Source organism: bacterium, from assembly GCA_023230585.1.
Lineage (GTDB): Bacteria > Ratteibacteria > UBA8468 > B48-G9 > JAFGKM01 > JALNXB01.
On record JALNXB010000020.1, the window covers coordinates 1 to 24,889 of the forward strand.

Below are 24,889 nucleotides of genomic sequence, written 5' to 3' on the forward strand. Positions count from 1 at the left end.
CAAAATCCGTAAAGTAAAAATATCAAATCACTGGATTGATTTGGAAATACCAAAACCGACACGAAAAATAATTGAGAAATTAAATTTGCATATTACTTAAAACTTGCAAAGTTACGGATTAAAAAAGAAGGCAAGCGATTTATTCATGACGAACTTTCGAATTTGTATGAACAGATTTTAAATTTGACAAGTTCTGTAGCCCATTCTGAAGAATGGGTTGAGCAAATACCGAACGCTATTACTTTATGGCAAAAAGCACTTTTAGCAAGGTAATGATTATGAAGATCAATACTATTTATATAGGTGATTGCATAAAAATATTAAATGAAAAGATTGACAAGGAGTCTATTGATTTGATTTTTGCTGATCCGCCTTATAACCTTTCAGGAAATAGTCTAAAATGGGAAGGCAATAAAACTGGCGGTGATTGGTATATGGTTAATGAGGAATGGGATAAAATGACTGTTTCCGAATATGTGCAATTTTCTCGTAAATGGATTGGAGCTTGCCACAAAGTTTTGAAAGTTAATGGCTCAATCTATATATCTTGTACTTATCATAATCTTTCAGAAGTAATGATTATTTTAAAACAGCTTGATTTTAAGGTTAATAATGTTATCGTTTGGCAAAAGATAAATGCAATGCCAAATATGACAAAAAGAGTTTTTACGCACTCTACTGAATTTGTTGTTTGGGCTGTAAAGGGTAAAAAATGGATTTTTAATTACGAAGAATTGAAAAATATAAATCCTGAAAAACAGAAGAACGGTTCGGCAAAACAAATGAGAGATGTTTGGTTGCTTCCTCTGGTTCAAGGAAAATAACGGCTAAGAGGAAAAGACGGGCGAGCTCTACATCCCACGCAAAAGCCAGAGGAAATGCTAAAGAGGATAATTATTGCTTCCTCTAATAAAGGTGATATAGTTTTAGACCCGTTTTTAGGTAGTGGAACAACCGCTTTCGTTGCTAAAAAATTAGGTCGTAACTGGATTGGGATTGATAAAAGTAAAAAATATGTGGATATGGCAAAAGAACGAATTGCCAAATCTTAATGCTTTTATGAAATATAAAACCTCATAAAAAAGATGGAGGTGAAACCTCCACAACAGAATCCCTCGTAATAAAAAACACTTAGGATAAGGCGTTGAGGACTCACCTCCATCAACAAAGTTATTTATTATAGTTGCGTAAAACTATAATTATAAAGTCTTTATGAAGTTTTGGTACTGCTGGTCTTTTTCAACATTAATAAAGACCTTTTCTATATCTTCCATTAAAACTTTTCTTCCCCAAGAAGTAAAAGAGAAAAACTCTCTATACCTATCAAGACTTTTTCCATAAACTACATTTAGATCTTTATTGGTTTTTATAAAATCTTCTCTACATTTTGTATCTGTTGGTGGTTCTTCTCCTCTTGAGAAGGGAAGCCATTCCATAAGTTGAGAGTAGTGACATAAAGACATTTCCATTTTTGTTTCAAATGTATCTGTTACATCATTTGAAATATGGTACTCTACTGTGGTTGAGTAGGAAGCATCATCAACATTTATTATGAGAGGCATCTTAACTCTTTTTTTAACAGGACCGCCTATTGTTGGGTATGCGTTAGGAACACAAAGTTGGTATGCAATCATCCTAACACCAACAGCAGTATTGTAATGGTCTATATGTATTCCGTTGAGTGGATTGATTGTAATTGGTGGGCAGAAGAGATAATCTGGTTCAAAAGCCCTTATAGTGTTCCACAAACCTCCAAGAAAATTCCTGTCAACAAAAACCTGTGCCTGCACGTGGCTTCCGTCAAGTTGGGTTAAACATTCTGCTTCAGCTCCAATGATAGCAGCACTTTTTGCAAACTCTTTTGTTCTAACCTGAAAGGTTTCGTCTGGGCTCATAATATGGTGCCCTGTTGCACCGCGACTTGTGTTTATGAGCTTTATCTGGATGTCGTTACCGTGCTTCTTTTTCATTTGAGCGAAAGTTCCTGCAGCTCTGAATTCAAAATCATCCTGATGAGCCATTATTGACATAACTTTTATCATAAAAATCCTCCTTTATTGTAAATATAATACTTGTGGTTAAATTATTAACATCTCTTCTAAACGCATTCCACCTACTTGTGGAATGTATATACCCGGTTCTATTGTTAAAACACACCCTTTTTGTATAATATCTGTACTTTGAGAGTTCAAAAAAGGTTTTTCGTGAACATCTATACCTACCCCGTGTCCAAGCCCGTGTATAAAGTATTTATCAAGTTTGTTCTTCTTTAAAACTTCAACTGCAAAAGAATGAATCTCTTTTCCTACCATACCTGGTTTTACAAATTCAATAGTTTTTAAAAGAACTTCTTGTAACACCTTAAATGGTTCAACAAGTTTTTTTGGAGGGGTACCTAAAAATAATGTTCTGGTAAGGTCGCTCTTATACCCTCTATAATCTGTGCCTGCATCAATTACCAACGGCTGGTTTTTTCTTATTTTTCTATCGCTATTTCTATGGTGCGGATAGACAGAATTTAATCCAGAAGCAACAATTGGTTCAAAGGCTTCTTTTCTCCCGCCGAGGTGTCTTATAAGATAATGTATCTCTCCAGCTACCTCTGTTTCCCGCATACCTGTTTCAATTTGTTTCTCTATCTGTTGAAAAACTTTGTGGTTAATAGATAATGCTTTTTTTATTAGAACTAACTCTTCTTCTTCTTTTATCATTCTGATATCTTTTATAATATCAGGTGTTGCTACAAATGTGGTTTTATTGTCTTTCTGTAGTAAAGAAAAGAGGTTATAAGTTAATTCTGTAGCTATGAAAGAAACTCTTTTATATCCTGAAAGAACCTTTTTAAAATCAGTTAAATTTAAAGGTTCAATTATGTACTGGTTATCAAGTTGGTTGGCTTCTTCTTTATATAGCGCTGGTAAAAAAAGAGTTGTTTTATCTTTATCTATAAGAAGAAACCCTTCTGTTTCAAGTATACCTGTTAAATAAAATATATTAGAAGGGTCTTTTATAAGAAGAGCGTCTGTTTTTTCTTTGTTTAGATAGTTTCTTATAATATTTATACGTTTTTTGTAGTTCATTTGCTTATATATAATTGGACAAAAAAAGAGTTTTATTGTAAACTTCTCTATTATAACATATTTTTAAACTTTATGTTAAAGGGATAAATAATGTATGATACAAAATATTGGAGCAGAATAAAAAAATTTGGCTACTTTTCTATGTTTCCTCCTTTTCTCCTTTTTTTTCTGGGGATATATTTAGAAAAACATAATTTTATTGGTCTGGTTGAAGGTTATGATATAGGTATGGCAAGAATTGCTCAGTATATATTGTTTGGCATAGGAGTTTTAATAGTCTTTTTTAATGATGGTATATCTGAGTTTTTTGCAAGTAGGTTATTTGTGCAAAATGATGATTCACGGCTAGATGAGAATAAATCTTCTTATTTTGCATATATATTTATAATGTTATTTTTGCTTAATATGATTTCAATATTAGGATTTATTGGTTATATTATATGCTCCAATATCAGTTGGCTTGTGCTATTTGTTATTTTAAATATTTCTCTCCAAATGAAATATCTGCCTTCTGTGAAACGGTTTGAAAAACTTATACAATCTATAAAAAAATAGTGTTATGGTTCACACCTGTGCCAAAAGTAAGAGCGGGATACGGGGTTCGAACCCGTGCTCCGAGCTTGGGAAGCTCGTACTCTACCCCTGAGTTAATCCCGCAATAATGAGGTATAATATATCTACAATATTAACATTAACAGAGACAAAATGCAATAGTTGAATTTATCACTAAGTTTTTTGAACTGTTACCCTCTCTTCTTCTTCAAGAAAACGTATAGCAGACTGAAGTACAGAAGCGATAATCCAGGAAGTACTCCACGGATTAAATCCTCCCCGCCAACCGCAAGTAGGCACTCCGTGCTCGGATCTTTTGATTATAGGTGGATATTTCATTGCTAAGGAATTATTTGTATGGTAAAACTGTTCTCCCTGTTGCCCCGGTATAGAGAATCCCCAATCACCGGGGTATCTGCAAATCCCGTGTGTCCAGGCCTTCATCATACCTTTGCACATCTTTACCCATCTTTCATTTCCAATCAATTTCCCAAATTGGTAAACCTCGTACGGATAGAAAAAGACATCAAGATGAATGTTTTGAACACTTACTCCTGGCCAGAAGGTCGCCTTAAACCTTTTCTTTTCCAGTAGAGTGCCTTCAATAAAACCGGGGTCCCAGAGGTAAACAAAGGTGTTAGACCATTCAACAGCAAGTTGAGCGTAATCTTTATATTTTGGGTTGCCAGTAATAAGAAATGCTTTATAGGCTGCAATAAAAAAGAGAAGGCCAGCCTCTTTATCCTCGCATTTGGCGTCGAGTGTGCTGTGACTGAATGGGGTTCTCAACTTATCCCCAAACAATAGGTAGTATCTCTCAAGTATCTCTAAACCCTTTTTAAGAAACTTCTCTTCTCCTGTTATCTCATAAGCAAAAAGAAGTACGCTAACACAGGGAGCACCTCCCGCAACAACAAGTTCATCTGCCGGAGTTCCTTTGGCAGTGAAAAAGAGAGGATATATACCCGCTTTATTAAGAGCAGTTTTTTTACATAAAAATTCCCCTACTTCTTTAACCGTCTTTAACCAACTATCTTTTACAGGTAGTGCATTGGCTCTTAGTAGTAAAATACAATCACAAAAATTGCTCATTGCTTCTCCAAAAGCTCTTACCGGAACGTGGTTTTCTTTATAACTACCAACCCACTTCTTAGTAGTTATATCATATCTTGTAAATTTTAACCCTTTTTCCTTACCAATATATGGTGCATTTGAAAAAGTGTCCATCACCTTGTTGCCCATATTTAGGAGGTCTTTATTATTCTCTCTTATACCAAGTGCGAAAGCGCACCAGGCAAGTCGCAAGTTCTGCCCTGTCCACCCAAAAGATATAGCAGGAGGGCTTTTAGAGTTGTTGCCTTCCTCATAAGAATCCAGAACGTTAACAAACCCGTTTATCTCTCCTTCAACCCATCTTGACAGCATAGCATTCTTTTTTAACCTGATAGTTTCTTCAAGACCAAACAAACCCTCCGTTTTTGGGCGAAGAATCTCCCAGCCTATTGGAAACATACGCTTAAACCCTCGCCCTTCTCTACAGTCAGACAGGTCAATGTAAAGTTCTTTTTCGAATACCCTGCTATCCTTCTGTAAATTAATATATCCGCCTCCGGGCAGTTCTACAGGAGCAAACCTGTTATCGTGAATTATGTCGGGCATATTGTTTAAAGCAACTATACCGCTCATATTAAGTATTTTCCAGGCTTCTCCTGTTCTGACAACACCAGAAGACCACCAGCGTTCTTCTTGAGATTTTTTACCGAAGATTTGTGAAGGTACAGAAAATAGGGTAAAGGAAGTAAACCTGTCCTTCTTATTCTCCCATTCAACATTAACAGCAGGAATAGGTAGACGGTGCTCTTCCACAACAACTGAATATCCTTCGACCTCTTTTAATCTTGGTACCAGTGTTAATTCTGAAGCGGATGGGTTGCCGTTATAGATAACGTGGGGAATATTTACTTTCTGGTTATCTCCGGGACCAGAAAGTAAACTTGTCCCGAAAGAAAGGTGAGTAATATCAGGGTTTTCATAGAACTCCCACTTCCGTTTTAAGTACAGATATTCCCCTATAAAAGAAAAAACATCTTTAATCTTACAGAGTTTGTACTTCGCTTCTACTTTAATGCTACCTTTGTTGAGCATATTTAGTATCAACTCTTCAGGTTTCTCGTAGAAAAGCTTCCAGGGTTTTGTAACCGAGAAAGGGTTCATAGAGGAATAGGTAAAGTTAAAGGTAGTCTTTTCTGTGGTTGATAGAGTAAACTCTATCTCGTTTCCAAGTATTACCAGTTTAAGCTCCCTGGATCTATCTTTGTTTAAAATCGTCCTGACATCTTTTGTCATCATCTTTAACTCTCCCAATTTTGTTTGCTTAAGGTTGTTAAAATTATCACACACATTGGATAACCTTTTACAAAGAATTGATCTGTCTATTTTACCAGTTTAATAAAGCCAGCATTTTCTACGCGCCATAACCGAGAACCGGTAGGTATCCAGTTAAAAAATCCTCTCTTTTTATATGTACCAATACTGAAAGCAAGGTGTTCAACATTATCTGGGTTAATACCTATATCAGCAAATGGTATCTTCATCTCAGAGGTCCATTCAGAAGTATCTTTATCTATAATAAACGTTTTATATTCAATGGATTTTTGTAGTTTAACAACGTTTGCATAAGGCATACCAAACGGGTTGTGAACAACAAACTCTCCGTTAATCTTTCCTGTGAAAATATATACAGGACCTGTTACCATATCGTCGTTCCACCAATCTTTACTATGCTTTCCATGCTGGGTCTCAATTCCTATTTCAAACCACGGGGAGTGCCCTTTTAAACGAGGCAACATTCCCTCTTCAAAAGGGTCCGGCTGGTGTTTTGTTCCTATATAAAGATAATCTTTATCATATAAGAGCCAGGCGTATGTAGGGGCTCCTTTGGTATCTTCTCCCATATGTTCTTTATCTATCACCATAACATCTCTTAAATTCAATCCGTTCCATTCGTTCTTATCAAGTTTTCCGTCTATGTTTATGGGGTTCTTCCTTAAAAAAACATTATAATAGGCGGGAGGGCTGATACGTTTTACCGGTGCCATTACTGTGGACGGAGCATTCTTTAAAGGTGTCCAGTCCGGATTATAATATTTTCCTATATCTTTCTTATCCCTATTGATAGGCCAACTTGCCCTTAGTGGATCTTTGTAAATACCGATTTTATCTACCTCAATCGGTTCATACCCTGTAAGACCAAAGACAGGTGCTCCTGGTCTAACCTTAAAATCTGCTTCTTTTCTGTTGAAGAAGTATGGCTCTTCACCGTCCCAGTTGTTCCTTACAGGGTTATCCTCCTTTACTATCTGGCCCATAGCATAAAAAGGTCCTCCTGTACTGATATTCCTTTCTACAATAGTGTTTTTTGTTCTCATAGGTTGTTTATCAATAAGGGCAACTACAAGTTGCGGGTACCTGTAACTCCAGGGCGGTTGTTTATACCTGAGGCTTTCCAATTTTTTACCCCAAGATATAATGCTCCTCATTTTTGGATTATCTTCTGAATCAAAAAAGAAGTCCAGCCCTCTCTCGCCAATATGCATTCCTCTCCTTTCGGCATCAATAAAAATATTGTTTTCAATACGCATATCAGGATGAGAGCAGGATATACCACTGGAAAATCTATAGAAGATATTGTTTTCCATCACAAGACCACCGTTTCTACCGTCTAAATGTATAGCGTTTATCCCATGTGTAAGGTTAGGTGATGAGTGTGAACTTATGTGATGAACAAAATTGCCTCTTATTACTGAGCCCCTGTTTAACCATCTCCAATTATTGTGAGCGCCATAAATATATATAGCGCCAATCTCTCTCCCTTCAGTAGGAGCGTCGTGTATTTCGTTATATTCCATAATATGGTCGCTGGCATCAAAAACCATTGCTATAGCGGGAGATTCGTACATAAGGTTATGAGAAGCCCTCTGTCCTACCCCAAAAAGTCTTATACCGTTAGCATAACTACCTCCGCTAAAACGGTTGAAGCGATAGATATGGTTATTCTCAGCAGTATGTCTTGAAGGTATAAGTTTTACCCGGTCCCCGCCGCTAAGCAAGATACCTCCTGCGCCATTATCGTAGATATCACAGCCAACAACAGTATGGTTCCAACCGTTTTCAACCAATATTCCCCGTTGACCAGTATTACGTATTATACTGGAAGCAATAATATTGTTATATCCACCTCTTATCTCTACTCCACTGGCTCTTGTTATCTCCAGTGTAAGCCCAAAAAAGGCAATATTGGAAGCGCCATTGATTGAAAGAATAGGAGTGGAAAGTGTTGATATTAGTGCTTCTTTACTGATATTGCCATCAGGTGGATAAAAGTATAGTTTTCCTGTCTCCCTGTCAAGGTACCATTCGCCGGGAGAATCCAGTTCGCATAGAAGATTGTAAGCATAATAGGGAACATCTTCTCCAACAAGTGTATTGTATAAAGCGTAAGAAGGGGACCACCTTGTATCCTCAAATAGAGATATTGTATGATTTTTAGTGTCTATATTTCTTATTTTTACGTGGTCTTTATTATATACAAAGTACCAGAAACCGTGTAGCCATATATCCTTCTCTTCAAGCCATCTTTCGGGTCTATCTCCTTGGTAATGAATTACGCTTTTTTTGAATTTACCTCTACCTCCTATCTCTCCATCAGGACTTGGAATCTTTCCTGTTCTGGCAAACCATTCATTGGGCCATCTGGCTATCTGCATTACTTTCTCGCCATAAAAAAACTCTAAGGCAGATATAGTATCTTGATGGTTCTGTCCCCCGCGGTTTTTATACTCACCGTAATCTGTTATCCCTTCTGATTTAAGGTTAGCAACCCATACCTTATCTCTGGCTTCTTCCGGTAACCTTCTTATAATATTAGGGTCGTTAAGTTTAACAAACTTTTTTACTTCCACTCCACCTATCAATCTCACCTTTTCACCGGGATAACTTCTATATACTATTGGAGACCCTTCCAATCCGGAGTCTTTTCTTTCAAAAGATATGCTTTCAGTTAAAAAATATCTTCCTTCTCTCAAAAAGATAGTAATCCCTCCTTTCGGTAGCCCCTTCTCTCTTATCTTTCTCACCTCTTCTTGTGCTCTTTTAATTGTGGCAAAAGGGCTTTTTTGGGTGCCTGAGTTGGTATCTTTTCCTTTGGGGGAAACATAAATAACTTGTTTGGGACTATTGATTATCTCAAGCCATTTTTCTTGTCTGCTCTTTTCTACTTCACCGTCTTTCAATCCGTCTGTCAGTTCAAGGCGTTCTATAAGTTCTGTTCTACGCCCTTCGTGTGGGTAGTCAGAAGTTTCCTGCTGTATCAATAATTTTGTATATATAGGTCTTGCCAAAGAATATTTCCGTTCAAATCGGTATGTATCTCCTTTAAGTAACTCTGCCTTAAAAACGTGGGAGGCGAGAGCATCTTTAATCTTTAATATCTGGCTACAATTCTCTCTTGCCTTTCCAAAATTCTTCTGTTCAATATATACCTCCGCCTGTCTGAATAGTCCATATATACGGTAATAAGAAGTCAGGTTAGGAAGATTAAAAATCTCTCCGTATGTCTTATGGACAGAAGCATAATCTTTAGCTGTCCTGTATGTTTCAGATATATTAAATAGAGCAAACTCAGTTCCGAAATTGGGCAACGATTTGAGTTTGTTATATTCTTCTATAGCCCCTTTATAATTCTTTGCTCTTATATACTCATCTGCTGTTGCAAAGATTTCTTTCTCCGATATATTGGCACTTCCCTTCCCAAGTACTGAAATCTCTTCTTCACTCAACGCTCTGTTATATATAACAACCTCATCCAAATCTATGATGGGTCTTCTCTTAAAAGCCTTCTTGTGTATTCCCAGACCAACCTTGAAAGGGACTTTTGTGGGGGTGTAATCACCGCTATATCCATCTATCTTTACTCTTTTTCTCTTACCATCTTCAATAATCGCAATATCTACCTCTTTACATACCAGTTTACCATCAATGAATATCTTCATCTCTTTGCCATCCCAGGTGGAAGCAAAGTGGTGCCATATCTTTTCAGAAATTGCTACTTTTGCACTAACTTTCGCATAATAGACCTCCGGACGTCCTATACCAAAATAGATATCGGCTGCCTGCCCTTCTCTAAATATAAACTCCACGCACCAGCCGTTTCTAAATCCTGCTGAAGAAAATGGAAGGTTGTGTCCGCTACCTTCTCTTCTAAACCAAGCTTCTACTGTAAATTGTTTATTTTCTATATTTAAGGGTACTCCCTGATAAAAGGATTCTATAAATCTTCCTGCAGTCTTTTCACTCCACCGGCCTTCTATGGTTTGCAGGTCATCAAAGATCTCTTTTGTTTTTGGGTCTTTATATGGGACATAAGTGAGGTCTCTCTTATTTGGGCTCAGGTCTTTGAGGACTGTCTTGTCTTCTTTTAAGTTCTCAAAGGTATAGTACGCAACAACATCTGGGGATTGGAGAAGTGAGTCTCGTTTTTTTTGCCACTCCTGATAGCCAGAATCAGAGGCTTTAAGCAGGTTGCATAAAAAAAGAAGTGTATACATACAAACTAATATTTTTTTCATAAGACCCTCCATACTCTCGTAAAGTTTTCTTACATTCGATTATCGTTTGTAAATACTATTTTTTTAAAGAAGTTTAACATTTTTACTTAGGATATACCAATATTGTAGGTAATATGTTAACACCTAAAACAGGATTCCATACTTACTTCAATATAACAATAGTGTATAGGATAAAGACGAGTTCAAGAAATAAGCTTAGACGTATAGGAAGCAGATTTATAAATTAGGCTTGCACTAATTTGCCTCTCCTCTGGGGGAGAGGAATAAAAGGTGAGGGGGTCTTTTTCTTTTATGCTTTGCCTTTGTCGTTATGTCTTTCTTTTTCCCTTAGATTGCAAACTGCCCCCCTTATTCTTAATCCTTTCCCCCTTAGGGTAGAAGGCAAAAACGTAAAGATAAAACTCGCAATTAAAGGTTAAAGTATAGCCAAGTTTGACAGAAGATATAAGGGGTATGTGTCAAGATTTTTAATAAGTTTTTTAGTCCCAGAAGGCAAGAATCTGATCACGGTTATATATATCCGGGTCTGCTGGAGATATTTTTATAAAAGCTTCCCCGTAAGGAACGCCAAGTTCTTTTCCCCACCATTCAGCTCTCTGATTAACAATTCTTTTAAACGTTTCATCTACCTGACTTTTATATACGTAACAGGATTCAAGTTTTGTTTTAAAATATTTACTGATATCAATTAGCATATCTGGCTTGATATGTTTTATCTCGCCTGCGGACGTTGGACCCCAGTTATATAAAGTCCCCAACTCCACTTCCTGCTCTGCCAACTTAAATGCCTTAAAGACAAGGCTAGATACGTTTCTATGTTCTGGATCTAAATCGAGTTGATGCGTAAAGATTATCTCAGGCTCCTCTTCTATTATTATATTTTTAAGAAGGTCAACACAGTCTCTCTTTTCAGGGGCTGCAAGAATACAATCTCTGCTTTCAGGTATAGCCATTCTGATGTACTCCTCAGTACCAAAGTAGTAGAAATTACCTTTTCTGTCACAGAAGAACCTCTGCTTAAAATCAAGGAATTTGGGTTTAAGACCAAAGATAGCTGCTCCTTCTTCTGCTTCCAGGTGCCTCTCGTCTTTACTTTCTCTTGGCAGAAGAAACCGTTTATACTCTCCGTTCTCATCAAGACATATACCAGCAGAATCATCGGTCGCAAGTATATATACACCTTTGTATCCTTTATCAAGATACTTTGCCAGAGTTCCTCCTGCCTGGACCTCTATATCATCTGCATGAGCACCAATTACCATTATAGTTTTTTTCATATATCTCTCCAAAATATTAAATGTTTTTACATATTTAACTATAACTGAAAATAGTATAAATACCTGTAAGAAGTTTAACATTTTTATTCAAGATATATCAATATTGTAGGTATAATTTCTTGAGTAAAACAGATGTTCAGTTTTGTTGTTCTAAAGGTAACAGAACAGCAGACAATAAATATGCCCTGAAGGTAAGAAGTGTTTATGAAAATATAATTAGTGGGCGGTGCAGGAATCGAACCTGCGGCCTCTTGCGTGTGAAGCAAGCGCTCTAACCCCTGAGCCAACCGCCCAAGTGCTACATCTTTTCTATTATACCATTTTCAGTAATAAATGCTTTAATAAATTTTGCTGGTGTTACATCAAACGCAGGGTTAAAAACAGGGGCATCTTTAGGTGATATAAAAGTATTTCCTATCTTTTGTATTTCTTCTGGAGAACGTTCTTCTATAATAATATCTTGTCCGTTCTTTATATTTTTATCAAAGGTAGAGTAAGGGGCTGCTATATAAAAAGGGATTTTATGGTAATGAGCAAGGATAGCCAAAGCATAAGTTCCAATCTTGTTGGCTGTATCTCCATTTATTGCTATCCTATCGGCTCCTGTAATTACCATATCTATTTTTCTGTTCTGCATAAGATGTCCTGCCATATTATCACATATAAGAGTGTAAGGAATTTTTGCTTTCTTTAATTCCCACGCTGTAAGTCTTGCTCCTTGTAGGACAGGTCTTGTTTCGTCAACATATACATTAAACCTTATATTCTTTTTTTTAGCCACAAACATAGGGGCAAGAGCCGTTCCTATACCAGAAGTTGCAAGGGCTCCAGCATTGCAGTGGGTTAAAATAGAGGTACCTTCTTTTATAAGTTTTGCGCCGTTTATACCTATATTGTAACAACATTGCAAGTCTTCTAAATATATCTTTTTTGCTTCTTCAATAAGAGATTGTTTTAAATCTTTTACTAAAAGATGTTTACCATTATATATAAGATTTTCCATCCTTTCGAGTGCATAAAAAAGATTATAAGCGGTAGGGCGAGATTTGCTTAAGTATTTGATATCTTTTTTCAATTCTTCTCTTAAAGAATCTATATCTGATGTTTTTGAATTTATAGCAGAAAGAACTACTCCAAACGAAGCCACGCACCCTATTGCTGGTGCTCCTCTAATTTGGAGATTTTTAATTGCGTTCCAAACATCCTTAACTGTCTTTAGTTGTAGAACCGTTTCTTCTGAAGGTAACTTCTGTTGGTCTATTATATAAAGGTTATTATTTTCCCACCATAAAGTTTTAATATAAGGTTTCATTGTCCTGAGTAAAAATTTTTGTCCCAAGAATAGTCTGGAGGTTTTCTAAAAAATCTATGTTGGGGTTTACTGTGTACCCATTAACTTTTATTTTTACCTTTTTTGTGCCACCTTCAAGAAGAAGATTTATGAATACAGGGCAATCACCTTTATTCTTAATAAAAAGTTCTTTTAGGTCGTTGAGTGTTTCATCTTCTATCGGTGTACTGATATCAAATTCAACATTAGATAAAAGTTTATTTTTTTCAGCGCTACTTAAACTTGTTACTTCATCTGCAACTACTGTTGTTCTATCTTTCTTTTCAAGTCGACCCTTTATAAAAATTATGGTGTTTGCTTTTATTATAGACGATGATTTCTTATATACTGGTGGATAAAATAGGACTTTAACTCTACCTGTAAGGTCTTCTATCTCTCCCCAAGCCATCCGGTCACCTTTTTTTGTGGTTGTTCTTTTAACATCAACAAGCATACCTCCAATACAAACATTTAAATTTTCTTGAATTTTCTCAAGGTCGCTTGAAGATATAGTAGAAAACATTTTCATTAAAGAGGTATACCTTTCAAGAGGGTGTCCTGTTATATATACTCCGAGCACCTCTTTTTCATAAGATAGAAGTTTAACGTCTGTCCATTCAGGTAAAGATGTCAAAGTATCTTGGTTCATTTGAGGTATTCCCTTGGTCTTATCTTGTGCAAAGATTTCCATTATCCCGTCTTCAGCTTTTTTCTGCATTTTTGAACCATAATCGATAGCATCATCAATCATAATAAAATTTTGGGACCTCGGGATTTCAAGAAAATCGAAAGCGCCAGCCTTAATTAAACTTTCTATTACCTTTCTGTTTGTTGCTCTGAGGTTAACCCTTTCACAAAAATCAAATAAAGACGTAAAATCCCCTTCTTTTTTAGCTTCAAGTATAGATTGTACTGCTCTCGAACCAACATTTTTTATCCCTCCGAGCCCATATATGATATCATTACCAAATATTTTGAAACGTTCTTCACTTTCGCTTACATCTGGCGGTAAAACCCATATATTCATTCTTTCGCACTCTGGGATGTATTCGCTAATTTTATCAAAATTATTCATTTCACTATTTAATACAGATGTCATAAATTCAAGCGGATAATTTGCTTTAAGGTAAGCTGTCTGATAGGATAACAAGGCGTACCCTGCGCTATGAGATTTATTAAACCCGTACCCTGCAAATTTCACAATCTGTTCAAAGATTTTTTTAGCAACCTGTTCTTTAACTCCGTTAGTTTTTGCGCCTTCAATAAATAATCCTCTCTTCTGTTCCATATTTTCAGGATTCTTTTTCCCCATAGATTTACGCAGTTCGTCTGCCTGTCCCATAGTAAATTTTGCCATTTTATGGGCTATCTCCATTACCTGTTCTTGGTATAGAATAACTCCATAAGTGCTTTTCAGTATAGGTTCTAGTGTAGGGTGGTCATACTTAATTAAAGAAGGATCTTTCTTTCGCCTTGTATACTCTTTTACCATTCCACTTTTCATTGGACCAGGTCGATAAAGAGCAAGAATTGCTATTATATCTTCAAAAGTTTGAGGTTCTGTATCTTTTAAAAGTTCTTGCATACCTTTACTTTCAAGTTGGAACACTCCTTTAGAATTACCTTCTGCTAATAGGGAGTATGTTTTAGCATCATCAAGAGGAAAATCAAGTATCTCTGTTTTCTTTCTATCTTTTATAAGAGCAATTGTATCTTCTATTACAGATAGAGTTTTTAATCCAAGTATATCAATCTTTAATAACCCAATTTTCTCTATACCTTCCATCTCATATTGTGTCGCAAGTTCTTTTTTATCGCCACAGAATAGAGGCGCATACTCGTCAACTGCTTTCTCTGTGATAACAAGACCTGCCGCATGTAAAGATGTGTGTCTTGCTAAACCTTCAAGTTTAAGGGCTATATCAAAAAGTTCTTTAATTTTTTCATCAGATTCAACAAGTTTTTTTATTTCAGAGTTTGAGCGAACTTCGTCTTCAAGAGAAACATTAAGTTCCTGAGAGATAAGTTTTACAATTTTGTTGACACTATCAAAAGTAAACCCGAGTGCTCGGCCGGCATCTTTTAAGACAGCTCTTGCGGTCATTCTTCCATAAGTACCTATCTGTGCAACATTCTTTTCTCCATACTTCCTTTTAATATAATCAACAACCTCAACACGTCTTCTATCACAAAAATCTATATCTATATCAGGTAAACTTACCCTGTCGGGGTTAAGGAACCTTTCAAATATCAGGTTGTATGGGAGCGGATTTATTTCTGTAATATTCAAAAGGTAGGCTACCAAACTACCGGCGGCAGAACCTCTACCTGGCCCTACCATAATCTTCTGTTTTTTTGCTTCTTCAACAAAATCGTTAATTATAAGAAAATAACTTGGAAACCCCATCTTTTGTATTATTCCATACTCATAAGCTGTTTTTGATATAACTTCGTTGGGGTCATCCTCTTTTAATTCTTCGCACTCTATATTAAACTTCTTTTTTAACCCCATTTTTATGAGTTTTTCAAGGTATTCATCGGGAGTAAGGTTGTCGGGCGGGATAAATTTTGGAAAATGGTATTCTCCCATAGGTAGAGATAGAGTACACTTTTCGCTTATTTCTACAGTATTTTTTATAGATTCAGGTACCTCTTTAAATGCTTCTTTCATCTCCTCGGGAGTTTTAAAATAGAACTCATCAGTTTGAAACCGCATCCTTTCTATATCATCGATATGTGCTTGGGTTTGGATACATAACAGTACATCGTGGGCAAAAGCATCTTCTTTATACAGGTAGTGGCAATCGTTTGTTGCAACAAGGCCTATCTGATTTTTTTTTGCCAGTTCAATAGCCATTCTGTTGACGCTATTTTGTTCGGGTATCTTGTTGTCCATAATTTCAAGATAAAAATTATCTTTACCCATTATATCTAAATATTCATTAGCAACTCTTTCTGCTTCTACCCCTTTTCCTTTTAAAAGAAGAGAGTTGACTTCTCCTTTGAGGCATCCACCAAGGGCTATAATCCCTTCGGAATGTTGGGCTAAAATCTCTTTATCTATCCGTTGTTTATAATAAAAACCTTCAGTAAAAGAAAGGGTAGATAGTTTTAAAAGGTTCTGATAACCTTTAAAGTTTTTCGCTAAAAGAGTAATATGGAAAAAAGCGTCCCTTTTACCGCGTGCATCTCTATCAAAGCGGCTTTTGGGCGCAATATACATTTCACACCCGATAATTGGTTTTACTCCGTTTTTTATAGCAGATTCATAAAATTTTATAGCTCCACCCATTGTCCCGTGGTCTGTGATTGCAATAGCTTTCATACCGTATTTACGGGCAAGTTTTGGAACTTCAGAAATTCTGCACATACCGTCAAGAAGACTATGCTCGGTGTGTACGTGCAGATGAACAAAATCTTTCATTTTAACATCCTTTATCAATAATTATTCTTTCTTGTTTACTGCTTTAAGCAATGACTGGTAAATCTTTCCTTCAGTTTTAATAGATGGCGTGACAGCCATTTCCACTGTATGCATTTCTTTTATATTTTTTGTCCCAAGAGAACCCATCGAAAGTTTTAATGCTCCGATAAGGTTCTGAGAACCATCATCTACTTTTGCTGGACCATAAAGAATCTCTTTTAGTGTGCATGAAACACCAACATTAACTCTTGTCCCTCTCGGGAGGTTCTCGTCTGAGGTAGCCATACCCCAATGGTAACCTTTGCCGGGAGATTCAGTTGATTTTACAAAGGCAGAACCAATCATTACAGCATCAGCGCCTGCTGCAAATGCTTTACAGACATCTCCACTACTTACCATTCCACCATCTGTTATCATAGGCACGTATCTACCTGTTTTTTTGTAATAAATATCCCTTGCTGCTGCACAGTCTGCTGTAGAGGTTACCTGAGGAACCCCAAGCCCAAGGACTTGTCTTGTTGTACAAGCCGCCCCTGGCCCTATACCTACAAGTATTCCAGCTACCCCTGTTTCTATAAGTTCCATAGTTACATTAAAAGTGACACAATTACCCACTATTACAGGAATATCGGCTGTTTTACAAAAAGAAGAGATATCAAGCGGTTTATACTTTGAAGAAATATGTTTTGCAGTTGTTACTGTTGATTGCACAACAAATATATCTACCCCTGCTTCTTTAGCTATTCCGAGAAATTTTTCCGCATACTGAGGAATAGAACTGACAGAACAGATTCCACAAGCTTTCTTTATCTGAGTTATTCTTTCCCCAATAAGGTTCTCTTTTATGGGTTCTTTATAGATGCTTTGTATGAGAGATGTTGATTGGTTGTACGGGCTTTTAATAATTTTATCGATAATTTCATAAGGGTCATTGTATCTTGTATATATTCCCATTAGGTTTAATACTGCTAACCCACCCTGATTAGCAAATTCAATTGCAAATTTTGGGTCAACAACTCCATCCATTGCGGCTGCCATAACAGGAATTTTCAGTTGTAGATTGCCTATCTGTGTGGACAAATCTACATCTTCTGGGTTAATCGTCACATTTCCAGGAACAAGTGATATATCATCAAAACCATAACAAGTTCTTGCCTTTCTATTGACACCTATCCACATAGCCATAATTATGTTTCTCCTTTGTTATCTTTTTTTAATGCGTTAATAATTGTAAATACCTTATATATATTTTCTGGTGTTAAATCTTCTGCTCTCTTGTCAAAGAATAAAAGTTCTTCGGTAGAAATGTTTTTGAATACCTCTTTTTTTAAAGAGAATACCTTATTTATTACATTTATAAGTTTTTTGCGTCTCAACATAAAAATATGATGTAAAAAATTCTGAAAAGATTTTTCTTCTTCAATCTGAAATTTTGGTTTTTCAAGAGGTTGAATCTTGACTACTACTGAATTTACTTCTGGTTTTGGAAAGAAAACATCTCTTTTTAAAGAATAACATATTTTTGAGTTGGTGTAAATATAATTAAGAACAGAGAGCTCTCCATAATTTTTACTTCCCCACTTGCTTGTGATTTTTTCTCCAACCTCTTTTTGAACAGTAATTAAAGCAGTACTTATATGGTCACGAAATTGAATAATTTTAAATGATATTTGAGAACTGAGGTAGTAGGGTGTGTTACTTATAAGTTTAACTTTTGGGGGGAGAGTTTGCCACCATTTTTCGTCTGCTTGCAGAAAATCTCCTTCTAATAAATGAAAAGATTTTACGCCTGAAAACCTCTCTTTTAATATACCGCAAAACTGAGGGTCAACTTCAAAGGCGTATACATCTTTAGATTGTTCAATTAACTTCTCTGTAAGAGCGCCTAAACCTGGTCCAATTTCTACAACCGTATCGGTATCTTCTATTTCTGCAAAAGAGATGATTTTATCTCTTGAGTTTCTATCTATCAAAAAGTTCTGCCCAAGATGTTTCTTTACATTTACCTGTCCGCTCTGTATCAGTTTTATAATTTTTTTTACAGTTAAAAATTCCATTTTAAGTCTTTTTTCTTCTTCCTTTAACAAGATATGTAGCAGTTTTATAAGCCTCTATGAAACTGCCAGGATTGGCTTTTTTTGAGTAAGATATATCAAAACCTGTACCGTGTCCTGGGCTAGTTCTAACCATAGGTATACCTGCTGTATAATTTACCAGTTTGTTAAAAAAGAATGTTTTTAAAGGTATAAGAGCTTGGTCGTGATACATTGAAGCAACAAGGTCAACCTTATTTTCAATGATTAACTTAAAAACTGTATCTGAAGGGGTAGGACCTATACATTTTGCAGTTTTTTGAAAAGATTTTATTGCTGGTTTAATGATTTTTTCTTCTTCTTCACCCATTATACCTTCTTCACCAGCGTGAGGGTTAAGGGCAGAAACTGCAATTACAGGGTCCTTTATACCTAAATCTGTTAAAAACTGATACGATGTGTTAAGTTTTTCTGTTATAAGTTGTTTAGTTAAAACTTGCGGTACTTTACTTATAGGAATGTGAGTGGTAATAAGTAGGACCCTTATTTTACCTGCAATCATTATCATTGCATATTTAGAAGCATTCAATTCTGAGGCAAGAAGTTCTGTGTGGCCTGAATAAAAGTTTCCCGCAAGGTGCCAGGCTTTTTTAGAAATAGGCAGAGTAACCAACGCCTCGATATCTCCTTGTTTCCATAGTTGTATAGATTTTTTAATATAAATAAACGAAGCCATACCACACTGTTTTGAATCTTTACCTATAGGAAAAGATTCGTTCAAAATGGTTTTAGTGTCATATATATTAAGGTAATTTTCATCGATATCCACACTTTTTTTAATAGGTTTAATTTTATAATTTAAATCTAAAATTTTTAAATTTTTTGATATAACAGAAATATCGCCTATCAAAAGAGGTAGAAAACCTTTAATTGTTGCTATTTTTGGAAAAGCTTTTAAGAAGATTTCAGGACCGATGCCTGCAGGGTCTCCTAAGGATATACCTATAATATTGTTTTGCATTTATTCATTGTAAATCACGGGTATTGTTGCTTGAAGTTCTTTGATATATTTATCAAGTTGTTGATGAAACTTCTGTTGATAAATTATGTTTCTTGCTTCTGTGTATAATTTTTCAATGTCATTGATATCTTCTTCTTTCTTTTCTTTCACAAATACAACTAAAAACCTTTCATTCAACTTGAAGGGAGAGGTTAAGCCCCCGTTAGGTATCTGTTCAATCGCTTGCAAAACTTCTAAAACAATCTTATTTTGTTCTAACCATTCTGGGGTTGACATTTCCGACAATTTTTGTTCGTTAAACCCTAAAACAAACTCTTCTGCTTCCTTTTGAGTATTAAACCATTTAAGAGAAAATAGATACGATAACTCTTTTAATGTCTGGTAACCTCTCATTGCTTCCATTAGTTCGGAACGAGTAATTTTTATTTTGTTTACTACTCTGCTACGTATAAGTTTATTTGTTTTGATTCTATTTTCAATAGATTGTTTAAAGAAGATAGGAGAAATATTGTTCTGGGATAAGTGTTGCCAAAAGGTTGTTTCGTCAGTAAATGTTAGTTTTATTTTAGCAATTTCAGACTCTATCTCTTCAGGTGTTGCTTTGAACCCTTCTTGTTCGGCTTGGAATATTAACAACTTTTCAAATATGAGCCGCTCAATTGTTGATTTGTAATCACTCGTTTGCCCCATTTGGGCTTTAATTTCGTTTTCAAGTATTGCCTTATTTCCAACTGTTACAACAGACCTGTTATCAGCATTAGATACGTATGTGATAAGAACAAAAACTGTTAATATAAAAATCAATTGTTTCATTTCAAACCCTTTTTTAGAAGTTCTACCCTGTTTTTAAAAATTTTGATTTTACCTTTTTCTCGTTCTTGAGATATAAGTGTATCTACCTCTCTCTTCTTTTCTTTAATCTTAAGCATTTCAGTTATTGAAGGAGTAGCTTCATTAATAGTTAAAATCCTTCGTTCTGTTTTACCTACAAGTTTAATAATATGGAATCCAAGATGAGTTCTTACTATGTTGGCTAAAACATCTCCCGGGGTTATTTTAGTTACCATATCAGATATTTCGCTATCAAGTTTTCGTACATCTATCCACCCTAAATCCCCAGCTTGTAACCTGCTGTCAGAGATAGATTCTTTTAAAGCTATTGTTTCAAAAGATTCCCCGTAACTTAATCTTCTTAAAACCTCTTCAGCTTTCTCTCTTGATGGGAGTACTATTTCATATATCCTTACTCTTTCAGGAATAATAAAATCATTAAGATTATTGTTATAATATTCAGCTATAACATTATCTTCAATCGTGATATTTTTAACCAATTCATTTTCAACATACTCCTGTGATAGAGTCTTCATATAATAGTTTTTCATTTTAGGTTTGATTTCTTTACGGTACCTTCTTGAATATCTTTTTGCTTTCTTATATAAAAGAATTTGGTTAATATAAGTATCAATAGCAGATTCTGGGTCCTCATAAATAGAGTGTTTATAATATTCAGGAGAAAGTTCCATCTCTATAAGTATATCTTTTGCAGTAATTTTATAACCACCTGCAACTGCAACCACATTCCTATTACGAAAACTGTTTATGGTTAATACTGAGAATAATAATATAAGAAATATCAAGGTGATAAGAGCAATCTTCTTGTTTTTTTTTAAAAAATCTTTTACCTGCTTTATTTTTTGAAGTTTCATTTTTATTATTTCTCTTTTTTGTATAAGAGACGGTATTATTCTATCTCTCTTCTATATATAATCTTCTTTTTTCTTCTGTCGTACCAGACTGTTACTCTTTTTTCTGACTCTATTTCTGTCACTATTTTACCATTTTTTTCTATATTTTGCACTTTTTGTCCTATAGAAATTATTTTAAACACATTGCTTCTAACTGTAATTAGATTGATTATATCATTAAAGATAATCTCTTTCTCTTTATCTGTATCTATGTAGGTATCTTTATCGTTATCTTTAAGGTCAAACCCGTACTTTGTTATTTCTCTACTCAATTTTTCTAAAGGAGAATCTCCAGAACCTCTTGTTCCAAGTATTTCGGATATATCTGAGTATGGTCTTGCTTCAACAATTGCCGTTGCAAGATTTTTATCTACCCTGGGAAGGCACATAAGAACAGTTTCAGAAGATGTGTTTATATTTAAACGTCCATACGTAGGTTTTTTAGGTTCTTTAAAAGTTGTAAGGTGGTCAATCATTTTTCTATCTTTACCATATTTCCAAAAATCTAAAGTTTGCCAATGTTGTTTTTTGTGTATCAAAGAAAGTTCGCCTAAAGAGAGAAAATGGCTGTTTCTTATATTGAAATGTGAAGGCCAATTAAAAACCCAGTCTGTCATACCAAATTCTTTACCTATCCACGGCTGAAAAACTATATTCTGTTCACCTGGCGAAGGAGTTGCGTCGTACCAGTCTGTCTGGTCGTTCATTCTTGGGTCGTTCTTCTGCACTGTGGTATAGGGAAAATCAACAATATAGGTTGTATTTTCTACTATATTACCGTTACTATCAAACAATCGCATCCTAAAATCTAATCCAAGGTTTGATAAGAAAGGGATATACTGTAGTAAATGTGAAATAGCACCTAAAGAGCCGGGGTTTATTGCAAGGATTGGTTCATACTGGTCACAGTTTGACGGGTCTCTGATAGGTATGGGTACAGGAATTACCATTATGGGCGGACCTGGACTAACTATTATTTTAAGAGAAATTCTGTCTCCGATTGTGTAGTAAGAGCGGGGAGGAATCTTTTTCCCTTTTGGGATAATAATAGTTGTAGGTACAAGTTTTTCCCAAAACCCTTTGTTTTTTTTAGGGTCTATATACGTTTCACCTTGAGTAACATCGTTTAGTATAGTTTCTGAATGGTCAAAAAAGTCTTTCCACTGTTGTGAAAATAATGTTATAACACCTTTGATCTCCCATCCTCCTATATCAATCTCTGTCTCATAAGGATTGAAAAGTTCTATAAATTGTCCACCTTCTTCGGTAAGTATTACAACTCCAGAAGGGAGCACCCTCACACTCCAAGGCTTTACTGCGTCAATCTCGTTTAAATAAGGGGTTTTTCCTATACCGATAATATCACGGTTGCCAATAGTTATTAAAGGTAACGGTCTGTTTTTTTCTCTGTAAGATATAATATTTAAAACTGTTTGACGGGCGACTTCTTGAGAGTACCCGTTATTGATGAATAGTTGATAAAGTTTTTCATAGGGAGCTGTATTTATATTAGCCCTCTCTTTATCTTTTCTGTTACGGTTAAGGTCATACGAGAAACAGGTTATATAATTTTTGATTTTCTCGTACGTAGTTTCTCCTATGCCTTTAACCATCTTGATGTCGGAAGGAGATTCAAACTTTCTTGTTTCTCTATAAGTTGCAACATTTTGCGATGTTACTTTACCAAGCAGGTTAGGCAAAATATCTATATCTTCTACTGTATAACTTGCTTTTTTACTATGAGGTGAACCTGCGTAGTTGATATTTATTTTTCCGCTCTCGTCTTCTACAAGGATTGCATATCGCCCTACTGTTTCTCCTTGCCTGTCTTTTATATAGAACCAACGGGAATCGGGTGTTCCGTCTTCATTTAAATCTATATCGTTACCTTCAAAACTTGTCCTCCAGGAATCAAGATAAGAATCTTCCTCTCTGCTATCTTTATCTATTTCCCATATAGCTTCCTCTATACCTGTTTTTGCAAACCTATAAGCTTTTTTCCCTGACATTATCTTGAAAGAAGATTTTTGCCAGAAAGAAAAGATTAAGAGCAAAGACGCAGTAAATACAAAAAGGAGTAATAAGACCATTACAGTTAAAATGACCGAATCGCCTCTTTTACCAAGTAATATTAATAATTTTTGTAAATTCTTTTTCAATTCGTTTTCCTTCTATTTTTTTTGAATAGGTAACTAAACTAATCTTAACAGACTTAGGTAGTACCGGTTCTTCCATAGTTTCTGTATCCCAGCATTGTTTCCAGTTGGTTCCATCATAATACTTAATCTTAAAAACAGATATGTTTTCACCCAATGTTTGGGCACCCGAAAAAGTTTCAGGAAAAGAGAAGTCAGGGTTTTTATTGTTTATCCTTACGATAGATACTTTTATGGTATCATCCTTGAAATATATACTAAATTTTGCTAAATCTGATTCTGGTCCTTTATAAAACGGAGCTATAAACCTTACTAAATCTTCTTTTCCTTGAAAATTTATTCTTTGTAACCCTTCTTTATCGTTACACATAGAAGCAGTAATATATTTTTCTATATAATTGAGAACCCCAATAGATTCAGAAAAAACTTTTTTTTCTCCAGAAACTTTTGCAGTTCTATACGAGGTTTCTTTAAAAATAAAAATTGTAGCAAGTATCAGAATGGCAAAAATAAAGATAGATATGGTAATTTCTATAAGCGTTATACCTTTATCTCCTTCTAAATTTTTCAGAAAAATATTCTTTCGCAATTTTACCTTCTTTTTTCCAAGAAATTTCAATATCTACATTATATAAACTCTCTTTTTCTTCTTTTATATCTACTGAATAGAAATATAAGGGAAACTCTTCATCGATACCTGATAAATGAGTAGGAACAGGAGGACCATTTGAGTTGCCATAAACATTTTCTATAAGAGCAAAAATCTTGTCAGCTATAAAAGATACAGAGATGTTTCCTTTAGCTTTTTCGGAAAGAGTACTTATTACAGGATAGATTTTAAGGAGAGTGGAAATGCCGATTGCCAAAATAAGAACCGAAATTATAAGACCAATAAAAGTTATACCAGCCTTATTTTTCAATAAAACACCTCCCTGTTAGGTTATGAAGCACTAAACGAACCTCTTTTCCACCAGAGGTATCTGCCAGTACCATAAATCCTGCCATTTTAGAAGTACCGTCAGGTTGTAGTATGATAGGGTTAAATCCTTGAGATTTTTCTTTTACATATATTCTTTCACGGAACCGATACTCTTTGCCGATGATTTCCTCTTGGCCTTCTCTTTTTATTGAAACAGAATTTTCATCAAAGATAACAAAAAAGTTTTTCCTTTCACTTAAAGCAGAATTTCTGGCAAAAGATATAATTCCAAGAATTTCTTGTGATGTAAGTTTAATCTGCATATCTTTCTGGTATTTATGAAAATATGTTAAAGAGACAAGCAGAAAAAGTGATAGAATAAATAAAGATATAACTACCTCTACTATTCCTATCCCTTTGTTTGATGTTTTATCAAAAGATTTAAAGTACATATATTATCTTACTCCTGTCCAATTAAATTTTTTGATATTTGACAATTTATAAATTTTGAAGCTGCTCTCCAGTAGGGTATAATTGTTTTAACGTAAAAAAACATCTTAATAGGAGGTTGGTATAAAATATCATAGCACAATTTTCAAACAATTGCTAAATATGTTGCCAAGGTATCAATTTAAGCAAGATGTAGCGAGACATTAAGTCAATAGATATATTAAGCATTTTACTGCGTTGGGCCAGTTATTAGTAAATCTATATACACAGATCTCT

At 35.1% G+C, this 24,889-nt stretch carries 17 protein-coding genes, 2 tRNA genes and 1 pseudogene; 2 read left to right on the forward strand and 18 right to left on the reverse strand.

Going from position 1 to position 24,889, the window contains the following annotated elements; translation table 11 throughout:
• The first annotated feature begins 278 nt into the window (after window positions 1-278).
• Window positions 279-1,052, forward strand: a pseudogene (locus M0P98_04885) (site-specific DNA-methyltransferase).
• 147 nt (window positions 1,053-1,199) lie between these two features.
• Here the strand turns inward: M0P98_04885 and M0P98_04890 are convergent.
• Entirely contained in the window at window positions 1,200-2,042 is an 843-nt protein-coding gene (locus tag M0P98_04890) for a PIG-L family deacetylase (GenBank protein MCK9266203.1), read from the reverse strand.
• Window positions 2,043-2,078: 36 nt separating this feature from the next.
• Entirely contained in the window at window positions 2,079-3,080 is a 1,002-nt protein-coding gene (locus tag M0P98_04895) for a Xaa-Pro peptidase family protein (GenBank protein MCK9266204.1), read from the reverse strand.
• A gap of 90 nt (window positions 3,081-3,170) precedes the next feature.
• On the opposite strand from M0P98_04895, the gene M0P98_04900 reads away from it, so the two are divergent.
• On the forward strand, window positions 3,171-3,635 hold the full coding sequence (locus tag M0P98_04900; protein ID MCK9266205.1) for a hypothetical protein: 465 nt from the start codon (window positions 3,171-3,173) through the stop codon (window positions 3,633-3,635).
• Window positions 3,636-3,666: 31 nt separating this feature from the next.
• On the opposite strand, the gene M0P98_04905 is transcribed toward M0P98_04900, so the two are convergent.
• From M0P98_04905 to M0P98_04980, 16 genes are all read right to left on the reverse strand, one after another.
• Window positions 3,667-3,737 (reverse strand) — tRNA-Gly (locus M0P98_04905).
• A gap of 69 nt (window positions 3,738-3,806) precedes the next feature.
• Window positions 3,807-5,981, reverse strand: a complete 2,175-nt coding sequence (locus M0P98_04910) for a hypothetical protein (protein MCK9266206.1) — start codon at window positions 5,979-5,981, stop codon at window positions 3,807-3,809.
• 83 nt (window positions 5,982-6,064) lie between these two features.
• Complete coding sequence (locus M0P98_04915; GenBank protein ID MCK9266207.1) at window positions 6,065-10,258, reverse strand: right-handed parallel beta-helix repeat-containing protein; 4,194 nt, start codon at window positions 10,256-10,258, stop codon at window positions 6,065-6,067.
• A 479-nt stretch (window positions 10,259-10,737) separates the two neighbouring features.
• The gene (locus tag M0P98_04920) at window positions 10,738-11,535 is read right to left on the reverse strand and encodes a PIG-L family deacetylase (protein MCK9266208.1); all 798 of its coding nucleotides are present in this window, start codon (window positions 11,533-11,535) and stop codon (window positions 10,738-10,740) included.
• A gap of 220 nt (window positions 11,536-11,755) precedes the next feature.
• Window positions 11,756-11,828, reverse strand: a tRNA-Val gene (locus tag M0P98_04925).
• Between the two features lie 5 nt (window positions 11,829-11,833).
• On the reverse strand, window positions 11,834-12,847 hold the full coding sequence (mtnA, locus tag M0P98_04930) for an S-methyl-5-thioribose-1-phosphate isomerase (GenBank protein MCK9266209.1): 1,014 nt from the start codon (window positions 12,845-12,847) through the stop codon (window positions 11,834-11,836).
• Entirely contained in the window at window positions 12,831-16,289 is a 3,459-nt protein-coding gene (locus tag M0P98_04935; GenBank protein ID MCK9266210.1) for a DNA polymerase III subunit alpha, read from the reverse strand. Before M0P98_04935 ends, mtnA begins: the two co-directional genes overlap by 17 nt.
• Before the next feature lie 21 nt (window positions 16,290-16,310).
• Window positions 16,311-17,474, reverse strand: a complete 1,164-nt coding sequence (locus M0P98_04940; GenBank protein MCK9266211.1) for a GuaB3 family IMP dehydrogenase-related protein — start codon at window positions 17,472-17,474, stop codon at window positions 16,311-16,313.
• Between the two features lie 2 nt (window positions 17,475-17,476).
• Entirely contained in the window at window positions 17,477-18,346 is an 870-nt protein-coding gene (rsmA, locus tag M0P98_04945) for a 16S rRNA (adenine(1518)-N(6)/adenine(1519)-N(6))-dimethyltransferase RsmA (protein MCK9266212.1), read from the reverse strand.
• A 1-nt stretch (window position 18,347) separates the two neighbouring features.
• Window positions 18,348-19,343: a 4-hydroxythreonine-4-phosphate dehydrogenase PdxA gene (gene pdxA, locus M0P98_04950; GenBank protein MCK9266213.1), complete on the reverse strand. Its 996-nt coding sequence runs from the start codon at window positions 19,341-19,343 to the stop codon at window positions 18,348-18,350.
• Window positions 19,344-20,156 (reverse strand): SurA N-terminal domain-containing protein, encoded by an 813-nt coding sequence (locus tag M0P98_04955; GenBank protein ID MCK9266214.1) that lies wholly within the window; start codon window positions 20,154-20,156, stop codon window positions 19,344-19,346.
• Window positions 20,153-21,049 carry a peptidylprolyl isomerase gene (locus M0P98_04960; protein MCK9266215.1) on the reverse strand — a complete coding sequence of 299 codons (897 nt, stop codon included), beginning with the start codon at window positions 21,047-21,049 and terminating at the stop codon, window positions 20,153-20,155. Before M0P98_04960 ends, M0P98_04955 begins: the two co-directional genes overlap by 4 nt.
• A gap of 35 nt (window positions 21,050-21,084) precedes the next feature.
• Window positions 21,085-23,247 carry a helix-hairpin-helix domain-containing protein gene (locus tag M0P98_04965; GenBank protein ID MCK9266216.1) on the reverse strand — a complete coding sequence of 721 codons (2,163 nt, stop codon included), beginning with the start codon at window positions 23,245-23,247 and terminating at the stop codon, window positions 21,085-21,087.
• Entirely contained in the window at window positions 23,207-23,833 is a 627-nt protein-coding gene (locus tag M0P98_04970) for a prepilin-type N-terminal cleavage/methylation domain-containing protein (protein ID MCK9266217.1), read from the reverse strand. Before M0P98_04970 ends, M0P98_04965 begins: the two co-directional genes overlap by 41 nt.
• The gene (locus M0P98_04975) at window positions 23,793-24,164 is read right to left on the reverse strand and encodes a hypothetical protein (GenBank protein ID MCK9266218.1); all 372 of its coding nucleotides are present in this window, start codon (window positions 24,162-24,164) and stop codon (window positions 23,793-23,795) included. Before M0P98_04975 ends, M0P98_04970 begins: the two co-directional genes overlap by 41 nt.
• Window positions 24,154-24,615 (reverse strand): hypothetical protein, encoded by a 462-nt coding sequence (locus M0P98_04980; protein ID MCK9266219.1) that lies wholly within the window; start codon window positions 24,613-24,615, stop codon window positions 24,154-24,156. The genes M0P98_04975 and M0P98_04980 overlap by 11 nt, the downstream gene beginning before the upstream one ends.
• Window positions 24,616-24,889: the final 274 nt, after the last annotated feature.